This window comes from Arthrobacter sp. SLBN-122 (assembly GCF_006715165.1).
In the GTDB taxonomy this organism is placed as follows: Bacteria; Actinomycetota; Actinomycetes; order Actinomycetales; family Micrococcaceae; genus Arthrobacter.
Map to the genome: position 1 here is coordinate 3112781 of NZ_VFMS01000001.1, position 12884 is coordinate 3125664.

Consider the following 12884-nt stretch of genomic DNA (forward strand, 5'->3'; position numbering starts at 1 on the left):
AGTATCAAGCCCGCGCCTGCAGCCCCGGCACGCCGTCCCGGATCTCGAAGGACCCCTTCGTGGCCACCGGTGCGCAGGCCTTTGGCCTCTGGCCCGCCCCCGGACTGGCGCGCAGAGTGAATCCAAGCCCATCCAGCCAGGGAAAGAAGACGCCGTGCCCCGCATCTCAGTCATCACCGGATCCGCCTCCGGGATCGGCAAGGCCACGAAGGAATTGCTCGAGCAGCGTGGCGAGCGTGTCATCGGCGTGGACATCCACGACGCCGAAGTGCTGGCGGACCTCTCCACGGCTGAAGGACGCAGGGCCTTGATGGATGCGGTGCGGAAGGTCAGCGGCGGCAGGATCGACGCGATCTACGCCGTGGCCGGCCTTGCCGTCCCGGGACCCGCCACCGTTTCGGTGAACTTCTTCGGGGCGCTCGCAACGCTTGAAGGGCTCCGCCCCCTGCTCGCCGGGTCGGACGCGCCGCGGGCCGTCGTGGTTTCATCGATGGCAGCCCTGATGGCCAGCGATGAGGAACTCGTTGCCCTGCTGACCGCCGGGGAAGAACAGCCGGCAATGGCCCGCGCCGAAGTGCTGGCGAAGGAGCCGGCCACTGGCGGGCTCATCTACTGTTCCACCAAGCTTGCATTGTCCCGCTGGGTCCGCCGCCAGGCCGCCGGCCCCGAGTGGGCAGGAGCCGGAATCCCGTTGAATGCGGTAGCGCCCGGCGTCATCGCCACCCCCATGACGGCGAACCTTATCGCCACGGAGGACGCTCGAAAGTCACTGCTGGAAGTGGTTCCGATGCCGCTGAACGGCATCGCCGACGCCATCGTCGCAGCCCGCCTGCTGGCCTGGCTCAACAGCGTGGAGAACACGCACCTGTGCGGACAAATCGTCTACGTCGACGGGGGCAGCGACGTTGTGCTGCGCGGCGATTCGGTCTGGTGAGGGCTGGGCTCCCTAAAGCTCAGCCACGCACCCGGACTTTAGTCCCTGTTTTGGACTAACCCTCAGGCGTAGCTTGAAGACGGGTCCCGCAACCGTGGGCCCCGTCTTCAAGGGGGCACCATGACCAGGCCCAGGCTTTCGGCACTCAGCATTCTCGGGCTCAGCAGCCTGCTGGTCCTCACCGGATGTTTCGGCCCGCCCAGCCCGGCCCCCTCCACCAGTTCCGCGGCCCCGAGCCCCACCACCAGCAGCGCTTCCCCAAGCACGACGGCGACTCCCACCACGTCGGGGAACCCCACCACGACGCCTGGCAGCTCAGTCGCGCCCACCACCCCGGCCGCCCCACCGCCGTCGTCCACTCCTGCAAGCCCGCCGCCCACGGAGGAACCCACGCCCACCGGACTGCCCGAACAGGTGGCCCCGCTGACCATCTACTACGTGGCCGTGGGTGACAACGGCGTCTCCGGACCCGCGATCGGCTGCGGCGACAGCCTCGTGGCCACCACCACAGCCCCCGTCCGGTTCACCGACCAGGTGGGCCCCAGCATCGGGACCCTGCTGGCCAACAAGAGCCGCGACATAGGGCAATCCGGGCTCATCAACGTCCTTTACCAGTCGAGCCTGACGTACCTGGGCGGCGAACTGAACGGCAGCACCATCACCATCTGGCTCTCCGGGCAGTTCATGCTCGGCGGTGTGTGCGACGTTCCGCGGGCCAAGGCGCAGCTGGAATACACGGCCATGGCGGCGTCCGGGGCCACGAGCGCGCAGGTTTTCGTCAATGGCCGCCCCATCGACGAGGTGCTGAGCCTTAAGTAGGGTCCCGTGAACCTACCCAGCATGTGGCGCCGGGCAGCCGCGGCCCTAATTCCCGCCGCGGTGCCCGCCCTGATGGTCCCCGTCTTCAGGTTCACCGTCCGCCGGTTCGGAAAGCGCCGCGGCTACCAGTCGGGGTTCGCAGCCTACTGGGCGGTGTGCTGGAGCGTGGCACTCGTGCTGGCCGGCCGACGTCGGCTGGTGGATCTTTGGCATGCACCCGCCGCGGCACCCCAGGGCAGGGCGCTGATGTGGAGCATCCTGCTCGTCCCGCCGGCCGGCGCCATCGCCACGGAACTGATCCCCAACGCCCGGAAGGCGGGCACCACGGCTGCGCTCGCCGCCGTGGGCATCGGCGTCACCAACGCCCTGGCCGAGGAAGCCCTGTGGCGCGGCGTGCCGCTGGCCGTCTTCCCGGACCGTAAGGTCCTGGGCTGGCTCTGGCCTTCCCTCGGTTTCACCGCATGGCACCTGGTCCCCCTCGCAGTCCGTCCCCATGCCCGCGGCCGGTGGCCCGTGCTGCTGGGCGCGGGCCTGATCGGAGTTGGGTACGGGTGGGCCGCCCAGCGCAGCGGCTCGCTCCTGGCGGTGTCCATCGCCCATGCCGCCACCGACTCCTGCGGCGTCCGCGCGGCCCGCAACGCCTGGCTGCCGCAAGGGCCCGGGCGAGAATAGGGGCCCTTGCCCCTACCCGACCCTGCAGGCCGCGTTGCACCATAACGCCATGAAGAAAGTCGTCACCGCCGGTCTCACGGCGGCAGTCCTCTCGCTTGGATCACTCACCATGGCACCCGTAGCCAGCGCGGCGCCGTCCACGTCGCCCGCAGGAGCGGAACAGATCCTGGTCAAAACGTACGACGGCGCCGCAGCCCCCGGCGTGCTCCACCAGTACGGTCTTCCGGCCGGCTCGGCCGTGGGCGGCACGGGCGCCCGGCTGGTCCCGGTGCTCTCCGGCCAGGAAGCCCGGCTGATCGACGCGCTCAGCCGTGACCCGTCGGTTGAGTACGCCGAGCCGGACGAACCGGCCACAGCGGCCGCCAGCGACACCTACTTCCCCCGCCAGTACGCGCTGCAGAACACCGGCCAGTCCTTCACCAACACCCGCGGTGACATCACCATCCCCGCCGGTACTGCGGACGCCGACGTCGACGCCGTCGAAGCCTGGAATATCACCACAGGCTCCGGTATCAAGGTGGCCGTCCTGGACTCGGGCGTTGCCAGCGACAACCCTGACATCGCCCCCAAAGTGGTGGCACGCGCCAACTTCAGTGACGCTGCCACTAAGGCCGGCGACCCGGTGGCGGAGGACTATTACGGCCACGGCACCCATGTGGCCGGCATCGTTGCCGCCACCTCCAGCAACTCGGCAGGCGTGGCAGGGGTGTGCCCGGGCTGCACCGTCCTGGCCGGGAAAGTCCTGAACGACAGCGGGGTGGGGTCCAGCTCAAGTGTTGCCAACGGCATCAACTGGGCCGTCAGCAACGGCGCCAAGGTGATCAACATGAGCATCGGGGTCCGTGCCTCGCGCACGCTCGAGGCCGCCGTCAACAACGCGTGGACCAAGGGAGTGGTGCTGGTGGCGGCCGCCGGAAACGGTGGAAACCAGACCAAGATCTACCCCGGCTCCTACCCGAACGTCATCGCGGTCGGGGCCACGGACAACAAGGACCTCAAGGCATCCTTCTCCACTTACGGGGCCAGCTGGGTGGACGTGGCGGCGCCGGGCGTCAATGTCTACTCCACCTTCCCGAACCACGCCTTTGCCCTAGAAGTTCCCAACAACCGCTCCAGAGGCTACGACGTGGGCAACGGCAGTTCCATGTCCTCGGCGATCGTGGCCGCCACCGCCGCGCTCGCCTGGAGCTCCCACCCCGGCGCCACCAACGCCTCGATCCGGGCCAACGTGGAATCCACCGCGGACAGGGTGCCCGGGACCGGCACCTACTGGGCGTACGGCCGGGTGAACGCCGCCAACGCCGTGAAGGCTGTGAAGTAGAACGGTTCCTTAGAGGCGCCGCGCACGGAGCCGGAGGCTGTCCGCGGCTCCGTGCACATCTGTGCAGTGCGCCCTGCACTCCCCGCCAGCTGCCCGCTGCGGTAGCCGCAGGCTTTGTGCTGGTTCGAAGTAGCTACTCAACAGTAACAATATTGCTGGCGGCGTCCCCAAATCGGGCCAGTAGACCCGGGTGGGAGGGGAATTCATTCCACGCACGTTCGTGCAGGCAGGGCCACCCGGCGGTCCTTGCTGCCTAGCATTTCTAGGACCGCAGCAGGGCACCTGGCTGGTACAACCAGCTACACCGCCACCAGCAGACCCGGCCGCGACACCATTCCTGACACGCGAACAAAGAGGTTTATATGTCACTGCTTAAACGCGCCCTGTCCGTCGCCGCAGCCGCAGTCCTGGCCGGCTCGCTCTCCACGGTTCCCGCGCAGGCCGACACCCTGGACATCGCCCCGCCCGGCGCCAACGACTGGACCTGCAAGCCTTCCGCCGAGCATCCGTACCCGGTGGTCCTGGTACCCGGAACCTTCGAAAGCATGGCGAAGAACTGGTCCACCCTCTCGCCCTACCTCAAGAGCGCCGGATACTGCGTCTTTGCCCTCAACTACGGCGAGACCAACGGCGTATACGCAACAGCCCCGGTGGCCGAGTCCGCAAAGGAACTGGCCCCGTTCGTTGACGCCGTCCGCGCCGCCACCGGCGCTGCGAAAGTTGACCTGGTGGGCCACAGCCAGGGCGGCATGATGCCCCGCTACTACATGCACCTGCTGGGCGGCGCCAAGTACGTCCACCACCTGGTGGGCATTGCGCCTTCCAACCACGGCACCCAAGGCCTGATTGTGCCGCCGCCGGACGCCGTCCCCGACCCCGCCTACACCACCCTGGGCTGCGCCGCATGCGCTGACCAGCAGGCCGGGTCCGCCTTCATGCAGGAACTCAATGCCAAGGGCGACACCGTGGCCGGGCCGTCCTACACCGTGATCTCCACCGTCTATGACGAAGTGGTGATCCCCTATAACAGCCAGTTCCTGGTGGGACCCTCCAGGCAGGTCACCAATATCACCATCCAGGACAAGTGCCCGGCCGATGTCTTCGAACACGACCAGACTCCCAACGATCCCGTGGTGCACCAGTTCGTGGCCAACGCACTAAGCCAGCCCTCCGGCCCCGCGGACCCCGCGTACCAGCCGAGCTGCCTGTAGCCCCAGGCCGCCTTCAACCGGCAGCGCCCCGCCTCCGCACTCCGTGCCATGATGGGAGCCAGACCAGTCCCAAGGAGGTATCCGGATGGACAGAACACCTGGCGGCACGGAGGGCGGGGCGGGCCCGGACCCGCTGCAACACCCGTTGTTCGCCCGGGCGTTCGCCCGGGCCGTGGGCGGAATGGACCGCCGCGGTGCCGCCGAGCACCCGCGCCGTATCCTGGCCGGACTGCGTGGCTCCATCATCGAAATCGGAGCCGGCGCCGGGTCCTCCTTCCCGTTGTACCCTCCCGCCGTCACCCGCGTCCTGGCACTGGAGCCTGATGACTACCTCCGGGGCGTGGCAGAAAAACAGGTGGCCGCCGCCGGTGTTCCGGTCACCGTGGTGGCCGCGGCCGCAGAGGACATACCGGCGGAATCTGGCAGCGCCGATGCCGTGGTGGCCAGCCTTGTCCTCTGCAGCGTGAAGGACCAGTCCGCCGTGCTTGCGGAGATCCGCCGCGTCCTGCGCCCCGGCGGCACCCTTGCCTATTACGAGCACGTCCGGTCTGGGCACCCGCTGGTGGCCCGGGCGGAAGATGTACTGACTCCCGTGTGGGGGCGGTTCATGGGCGGATGCCACCTCAACCGGGACACCCTGGCCGCCATTACGGCAGCAGGATTCACGGTCAAGGACAACGAGCGCTTCGGTTTCGCGGTGCAGCGGCTGAATCCTCCGCTCGCGCACATCCTGGGCACGGCCGCCAGCCTCGGCCCGGCTGACGTGGACTCCCCGCCATGAAGAAGCTGGCCCTGCCGGGTGCGGACGGTGTCACCCTCAGCGTCCAGGTGTCCGAGAATTCGGACGCACCTCCTGTGGTGCTGCTGCATGCCCTCGGTGACAGCGCGGAGGACTGGGGCGCGGTGGCTGCGGCCCTGGCCCCGGACTTCCACGTATTCGCCGTCGATCTTCGCGGCCATGGCGGCAGCGGGCAGCCCGGGCAGTATTCCTTTGAGCTCATGTGCGGCGACGTCGTGGCGGTCCTTGCCGGCCTGGACCTCCATCGCGTCACCCTGGTGGGCCACTCAATGGGCGGTGTTGTGGCTTACCTCGTCGCGCTGGCCCAACCCGTCCGAATCGCCCGCCTTGTCATTGAGGACGCCCCTCCGCCATATCCGCGAACCCGGCCGCTGCCCGATCGCCCGCCCGGCCAGCTGCCCTTCGACTGGGCTGTGGTCCCCGCAATCGCGGCGCAGGTCAACGACCCCTCGCGCCGCTGGTGGGCCAGACTGCCTGGGATCATCGCACCCACGCTGCTCATCGGCGGCGGAGCCGGCAGCCACATCCCGCAGGAGTTGCTGGCCGAGGTGGCGGAGCTTATCCCGGACTGCACGCTGGTCACACTGGATGTGGGGCACAACATCCATGCCACTGCCCCGGACCAATTCTTCAATGTCCTGACGGAGTGGCTAACCCAGCGGGCGCTGTGAGGGGAAGATCCTGCAAACGGCATAAACACACCTGTCGCCCGGCGTCGTACCCTTGCCCTAGGCTATCGCCACAATCCAACGTGTCCGATCGGATCCGGCATGACAGACCTGAACATCCGGCAGCGCAGTTCCCTCCAGCTGCCCATCACCGATGCCGCGGCCCTGACGGCGGAGCAGACGCTTGAGCGCCTGGGATCGGTCCTGGAAGGCCTGAAGGGGGAAGAAGCTGCCGCACGGCTTGAAAGCCTCGGCCCCAACGCCGTCCGCACCCACCGCGCCAACGCCTGGGCCGTCCTGGGCCGGCAATTCGCCAGCCCCATCCTCATCCTGCTGATCATCACCGCGGCGCTGTCCCTGTTCCTGGGCGACGCCACCAACTCGATCGTCATCGGCGTGATCCTGCTGGTCAGTGTTGGCCTCGGCTTCAGCAACGAATACCGCGCACAGCGGGCATCCGATGCCCTGCATGAGCGTGTCACCCACAAGGCCGCCGTGCAGCGCGACGGAACCACCACGGACGTGGACGTCACCGCCCTGGTGCCCGGCGACGTCGTCCATCTTTCCCTGGGCGCCATCGTCCCGGCAGACATCCGCCTGCTGACCGCCGACAACCTCCTTTGCGACGAAAGCATCCTCACAGGGGAGTCCCAGCCTTCAGCCAAGGACCCGGCGCCCGTGCCGGCGGGCTCAGCCCTGGCCGACCTCGCCTCCTGCGTGTTCATGGGCACCGTGATCCAGTCCGGCGGGTGCAGCGGAGTGGTGGTGGCCACCGGCGGCCGGGCCGAATTCGGCAGGATCGCGCTGGGCCTGGGCGAACGCCAGCCACAAACCGAGTTCCAGCTGGGCCTCAAGCGTTTCTCCTTCCTGCTGCTGCAGGTGGCCGTCGTGCTCACGTCGCTGATCTTCGTGGCCAACCTGCTCCTGCAGCGCCCCCTGCTTGAATCGCTGTTGTTTTCCCTGGCCATCGCCGTGGGCATCACGCCGCAGCTGCTGCCCGCCGTCGTCAGCACCAGCCTGGCCACCGGCACCCGCCAGCTGGCCAAGCGGAAGGTCCTGGTCAAACGGCTGGTGTGCATCGAGGACCTGGGCGATATGGACATCCTGGTCACGGACAAGACCGGCACCCTCACGGAAGGGAAGATCAGCTTCACGGCTGCCCTCCCGGCCACCCCGGATGTGTCCGACGGCGGCCTGCTTACCCTGGGTTTGCTGGCCACCGAGGCGGACTATGCGGGAGCGAAGGTTTCCTCCGCGGGCCAAAACCCCCTGGATGCCGCGCTGTGGGAGAGCGCCGGCGCCGCGGCTTTCGAACCGGGGCGCTATGACCGGCTGGACCTGATCCGCTTTGACCACCGGCGCCGCCGCACCACGGTGCTGGTCCGTGACCGGGGAGGTCCGGCACAGCTTGTGACCAAGGGGGCGCCGGAGGACGTCCTGGCCCTGTGCGGTCCCGTCCCGCCCGCCGTGCAGGCCATGCTGGAGGAACAGTTCGACGCCGGCGCCCGGGTGGTGGCCGTAGCCACCCGTCCGGCCGCGGGGCTTGCCAGGCTGACGCCGGCCGAGGAGCCCGGCCTTGCCCTGGCAGGTTTCCTGGTCTTCCTGGACCGGCCCAAGGCCAACGCCCGGCAGTCCCTGGACCGGCTGGAGGCGCTGGGAATCTCGGTGAAGATTGCCACCGGGGACAACGCCAAGGTGGCCGAGAAGGTCTGCGCTGACCTTGATGTGCTCTCCGGCGGCACGTTGACCGGCACCCAGGTTGGGCAGATGTCCGACGCCGACCTTGCCGCCGCCGCGCGCACGGCCACCATCTTCGCCCGCGTCTCGCCGGAACAAAAGGCGCGGATCATCAGCCTCCTGCGCCAAAGCGGCGGTGCGGTGGGCTTCATGGGCGACGGCGTCAATGACGCCCTGGCACTGCACAAGGCGGACATCGGCATCTCCGTCGATACGGCGACCGACGTTGCCAAGGACGCGGCCGACGTCGTCCTTTTGGACAAGGACCTGGGCGTGCTGGCCGACGGCGTCATGGAGGGGCGGCGGATCTTCGCCAACACCATCAAGTACGTGCTGATGGGCACGTCCAGCAACTTCGGCAACATGTTCAGCGCGGCAGCCGCCTCGGTGGTGCTGAGCTTCCTGCCCATGCTCCCGGGCCAGATCCTGCTGAACAACCTCCTCTATGACTCCGGGCAGCTGGCCATCCCGGGGGACCGGGTGGACAAGGAGCAGCTGCGGGCGCCGTCGCACTGGAACATCGCCTTCATCCGGCGGTTCATGCTGCTCTTCGGCCCCATCAGTTCGCTGTTCGACTTCGCCACGTTCGCCCTGATGCTGTTCGCGTTCAACGCCGTTCCGGGGGAGTTCCGCGCCGGCTGGTTCATCGAATCCATCGCCACCCAGACGCTGATCATCTTCGCCATCCGCACCCGGCGCGTGCCGTTCCTCCGCAGCCGGCCCTCAGCAGGGCTAATTGCCGCATCGCTTGGCGTGGTGGCCGTGGGGATCGTCCTGCCGCTCTCGCCCCTGGCCGGGGTGCTGGGCTTCGACCCGCTGCCGGTCCCGTTCTTCCTTGTCCTGCTGGGCATGGTGGTGGTGTACCTGGTGCTGGTAGAGCTGGCCAAGCAGTGGTTCTTCGCCCGCGATGCCCAGCAGCTGCCAGCCCCGCCACCGCCCGTCCGGCCCCGGCACGCCACGCACCACATCGCCCGCAGGGCCTTCAGGTTCAGCGCCCCGATCAGGGTGCCCCGGCCTCCAGCGCAGCCGGGGAGCCGGCGCCGCACACGGCTGCGGGGACGGGAGGCAGCCAGGACGTAACTTATAAGCCGCTGGGTCGCCGGGGTTGTTAGCATGGTGGTGAGAGACACTGGGGGCTGTCACAAATCGGATCCAGGGCGATGGGGCCCTGTTCTATGACTGAGGTGTTTTCTTTATGTGGCGTGAACCAATCCGGCGACGAACCCGGGAGCTTCTGCGTGAGTTCGTGGACCGGGCAGATGAGCTGGTCCGGACCCAGGAACACGTGGAGGGCCTGCTCGGTGCCGTCGTTTCCCTGACGGAAGACCTCAGCCTCGAAGTGGTGCTGGACCGGGTGGTGCAGTCCGCCTGCGAGCTCGTGGGGGCGCGCTATGGTGCCCTGGGCGTCATCGGTGACGACCAGCAACTCAGCCACTTCATCACGGTGGGCATTGACGAAGAAGGTGCCCGGCTCATCGGCGACCTTCCCACCGGCCACGGCGTGCTGGGGCACCTGATCCGTGAGCCCAGCCCGGTGCGCCTCCATGACCTCGGCGAACACCCCATCGCGGTTGGCTTCCCGCCCGAACATCCGCCCATGAAGACCTTCCTGGGCGTCCCGGTCCGGGTGCGGGACGAAGTTTTCGGGAACCTGTACCTGACGGAAAAGACCGACGGCCAGGACTTCACGGCCGAGGACGAGGACCTTGCCGTTGCCCTCGCATCCGCCGCCGGTGTAGCCATCCAGAACGCACGGTTGTTCGAGGACAGCAAGAGCCGCCAGCGGTGGCTGGAAGCGGGCATGGACGTCAGCGACAGGCTCAAGGCCAACCCGCGGTCCGATACGAACAACCTGGACATGATCGCCGAGCGTGCACTGCACGCCTCGGCCTCGGCACTGTCAATCATCGCGTCGGTTGCCGGGGACGGGAGCCTGCGGTGCCGGACCTCCCTGGGAGTCCAGTCCATACCCGCCGGGCAGGAGCTTCCGGTGGGCGAGGCCGTAGCCGACGTGCTCGCCACGGGGGAGTCCAGGATCGTCAAGGACCCTGCCCAGGTGTTCGACGGTGCGTCCGCCGAAAAGCTCGGACCGGTCCTGCTCGCTGCGCTGGGCAACAACATTGACGGACACCGGGACACGGTGCTTATCCTGGCGCGCCCGTCCAGCGGAAGCCGCTACACGGATGTCGATGTTGAACAAAGCGCGGTCTTCGCGTCCAGGATTGGCCTGACGCTGGATCTGCTGCGGGCCAACCAGCTGCGGGAAGAACATGCGCTGTTCATCGACCGGGAACGGATTGCCAGGGACCTGCACGACCTGGTGATCCAGCGGTTGTTCGCGGCGGGGTTGAGCATTCAGGGGCTGCGCCGCTACACCGGGGACCCCCTCGCGCACGAGCGCCGGATCGCCGGCATCACCACCGAACTGGACGACTGCATCCACCAGCTTCGCGACACCATTTACGCCCTGCAGGCCCGGGAACAGGACGGGGAGCTCCTGAGCGGACGCGTCCTCCGCGCCGTCCAGGAAGCGGCCAACGCGGCCGGGGTCCTCCCGAGGATCCAGCTCTCGGGCCCCGTCGATGACGTCGTCGGTGACGAGGTGGCCGAACAGCTGCTGCCGGTGCTGTCCGAAAGCGTCAGCAACGCCGTCAGGCATTCCGGCTGCGAGGAAATCTATGTGCACCTGTCAGTGCAGGAGGGCCATGTGGTGCTCACCGTCCGCGACCGCGGGCGGGGCTTTACGAATCCGGGCCGGATCAGCGGACTGAACAACATGAAAACCCGGGCCTCCCGTGTGGGCGGGACCTGCATTATCGACAGCGCCCCCGGCAAAGGCACCAGTGTGACCTGGACGGCGCCAATCTCCGCGTGACTGCGAAGGGCCGGCCAGGGGGGATCAGTGCAGCAGTTCCCACGCGCGCGGGATTGGCACCGGAATCAGCTGGCTGCGGCGCCGGAAGCCCAGCTTCTGCAGTACTGAGGATACACAGGCAGCCACCGACTCATCTGCCAGCACCAGCTCCTGCCCGATCTGCCGGTTCGTCAGGCCGCGGGCCATGAAAGCAAGGACGTTCCGCTCCCTCTCCGTCAGGCTGTCCAGCCAGGACGCGGAGGAAGCTGCGTAAAGGCTTTCCGCAATCCTCTCCCTCACCCCCGGCCGCAACAGTGAACTGCCGGCGGCGGCGCTGCGGATGGCATCCACCAGTTGGTTGTTGTCCCGCACCTGCTTCAGCACGTATCCAGAGGCGCCCGCCAGAACGGCTGCCCGCACGGCATGCGGTTCATCCCAACTTGTCAGGATCAGGCACCGGACTCCGGGGGCGGTGGCGCGAAGCTCGCGGCAGACTTCGATCCCGGTCCCGTCCGGGAGCCTGTCATCCAACACCGCGAGGTCAGGTTCCAGGAGGGGAATCAGGCGCGCGGCCTCTGCCGCCGATCCGCTTTCACCAGCGATAACGAACCCATCGCTTTCGAGCAGGTCCCTCAGTCCCCGCCGCACCGGTTCATGGTCATTGAGGATGAAGATCCGGGCGGTCCAGGCCGGAGACCGACGTGAATCCAGTGGTGCTGCAGGTATTTCCATGAAGACGCTCTCATCGGGTCGATGGCCTCCCCAGCCGCCTTGTCAGCGCGCCCGCCCCGTTCGGAAGGATCCTCAAATGATCATTTCGTGTCCGCTACTTTAGCAGCAGGGCCAAAGGTCCGGTCCTGCCGTTTACCAGCCGTCATCAGGGATCGCCATTGTTCCGGAAGGGTCCGGAAGCCGGCGGGTGAGGCTGCAATGGGAGCACGTGGAGGTGTATTCCAGCCCGTTGACCCATTGGTGGGATTCCTCCAGCCGGTACTCAAACCGGCCGCCCAGCTTTTGGAGCCGGTTGAGGGCGCGGCTGGCCATCTCCCATGAGCTCCAGCTGCCGATCACGCCGCCCGTGTCCCTGAGGATCACGTTGCATCCGCCGTTCCCCAGATCGGCGGTGTCATCCTCAGCGGCAAGGGGTTCGTTCCCGCCGTAGACCGCCCTGTACTCATCCACGGTTGCCATTTACACCAGCTCCCAAGCCGGATTTCAGGACGGCGTCGGCGGACGGCGGCCGAGGAAAGCCTCCACTGTTTGGAGGGTGACAGCTGCGTCCTTGAAGGCCGGGCTGCCGTGCGGGTGCAGCCGGTCCAGCAGGCCCCCGTTGTACTGGAGGCGGCGGAGGGCCGTGGACACCGCGCGGCTGGCATAGGCCAGGTCGCCCTGGTGGCGGAGCAGTGCCAGGGTCATGCCCTGGATCGAGGTCAGTGCGACGGCAAGGACGTTTGCGTCCATCTGCCGGCCGGCGGCCCGGTGCCGGCGCAACTGCGATGCAAACCCGTCCCACACTTCCCGCGCCGCAATCCGTGCCACTTCCGTGCGGGCTTCGTTTTCCGGCAAACCGCGGCACACCAGGTCCTCATGAAGGCAATCGAACCTGCTGCCCAGTTCTTCGGCCATCCTGTCCGCCTCGCTGCCGGGGGAGGTCGAAGGCTTGAAGTTGGAAGGATGGAGGAGCATGGCGCGGCGGCGGGCTGCTTCCTCCCGCGACAGCGGGGCGTGCTCCTGGATTGATGGTCGTGCGGGACGGAGCGTGCGGATTTCAGGCATGCCGGTCCTTTCGGAGTCCAAGCGTGTGTGCATGGGAAAGTCGTGTGTGCATGGGAAAGGGGAGAAGGGGGAAAGCCGCTCCGGCCTCGCAAG

General features: G+C 67.7%; 13 protein-coding genes. 9 read left to right on the forward strand and 4 right to left on the reverse strand.

Annotation, left to right across the window (positions count from 1 at the left end):
* The first annotated feature begins 154 nt into the window (after positions 1–154).
* Entirely contained in the window at positions 155–934 is a 780-nt protein-coding gene (locus tag FBY36_RS14410) for an SDR family oxidoreductase (RefSeq protein ID WP_142120439.1), read from the forward strand.
* 107 nt (positions 935–1041) lie between these two features.
* Here FBY36_RS14410 and FBY36_RS14415 read toward each other — a convergent pair whose 3' ends face one another.
* On the reverse strand, positions 1042–1326 hold the full coding sequence (locus tag FBY36_RS14415) for a hypothetical protein (protein WP_142120441.1): 285 nt from the start codon (positions 1324–1326) through the stop codon (positions 1042–1044).
* A 22-nt stretch (positions 1327–1348) separates the two neighbouring features.
* On the opposite strand from FBY36_RS14415, the gene FBY36_RS14420 reads away from it, so the two are divergent.
* From FBY36_RS14420 to FBY36_RS14455, 8 genes are all read left to right on the forward strand, one after another.
* Positions 1349–1753, forward strand: a complete 405-nt coding sequence (locus FBY36_RS14420) for a GerMN domain-containing protein (protein WP_142120443.1) — start codon at positions 1349–1351, stop codon at positions 1751–1753.
* A 6-nt stretch (positions 1754–1759) separates the two neighbouring features.
* A complete protein-coding gene (locus tag FBY36_RS14425) occupies positions 1760–2425 on the forward strand; it encodes a CPBP family intramembrane glutamic endopeptidase (RefSeq protein WP_142120445.1) in 666 nt (221 codons plus the stop codon).
* Positions 2426–2474: 49 nt separating this feature from the next.
* Positions 2475–3746, forward strand: a complete 1272-nt coding sequence (locus FBY36_RS14430; RefSeq protein ID WP_142120447.1) for a S8 family serine peptidase — start codon at positions 2475–2477, stop codon at positions 3744–3746.
* A gap of 362 nt (positions 3747–4108) precedes the next feature.
* A complete protein-coding gene (locus FBY36_RS14435; RefSeq protein ID WP_142120449.1) occupies positions 4109–4957 on the forward strand; it encodes an esterase/lipase family protein in 849 nt (282 codons plus the stop codon).
* Between the two features lie 85 nt (positions 4958–5042).
* A complete protein-coding gene (locus FBY36_RS14440; protein WP_142120451.1) occupies positions 5043–5738 on the forward strand; it encodes a class I SAM-dependent methyltransferase in 696 nt (231 codons plus the stop codon).
* Positions 5735–6427 (forward strand): alpha/beta fold hydrolase, encoded by a 693-nt coding sequence (locus FBY36_RS14445; protein WP_142120453.1) that lies wholly within the window; start codon positions 5735–5737, stop codon positions 6425–6427. Before FBY36_RS14440 ends, FBY36_RS14445 begins: the two co-directional genes overlap by 4 nt.
* A 99-nt stretch (positions 6428–6526) precedes the next feature.
* Positions 6527–9241 carry a magnesium-translocating P-type ATPase gene (gene mgtA / locus FBY36_RS14450; RefSeq protein WP_142120455.1) on the forward strand — a complete coding sequence of 905 codons (2715 nt, stop codon included), beginning with the start codon at positions 6527–6529 and terminating at the stop codon, positions 9239–9241.
* Between the two features lie 115 nt (positions 9242–9356).
* The gene (locus tag FBY36_RS14455) at positions 9357–11036 is read left to right on the forward strand and encodes a GAF domain-containing sensor histidine kinase (protein ID WP_142120457.1); all 1680 of its coding nucleotides are present in this window, start codon (positions 9357–9359) and stop codon (positions 11034–11036) included.
* Between the two features lie 24 nt (positions 11037–11060).
* On the opposite strand, the gene FBY36_RS14460 is transcribed toward FBY36_RS14455, so the two are convergent.
* The 3 genes from FBY36_RS14460 to FBY36_RS14470 all read right to left on the reverse strand — a co-directional run bounded on the left by FBY36_RS14460 (position 11061) and on the right by FBY36_RS14470 (position 12791).
* Positions 11061–11747, reverse strand: coding sequence for a response regulator (locus FBY36_RS14460; protein WP_142120459.1), 687 nt, complete (start codon positions 11745–11747; stop codon positions 11061–11063).
* A gap of 132 nt (positions 11748–11879) precedes the next feature.
* Positions 11880–12206, reverse strand: coding sequence for a hypothetical protein (locus tag FBY36_RS14465; RefSeq protein ID WP_142120460.1), 327 nt, complete (start codon positions 12204–12206; stop codon positions 11880–11882).
* A gap of 24 nt (positions 12207–12230) precedes the next feature.
* Positions 12231–12791, reverse strand: a complete 561-nt coding sequence (locus FBY36_RS14470) for a hypothetical protein (protein WP_142120462.1) — start codon at positions 12789–12791, stop codon at positions 12231–12233.
* Positions 12792–12884 lie beyond the last annotated feature (93 nt).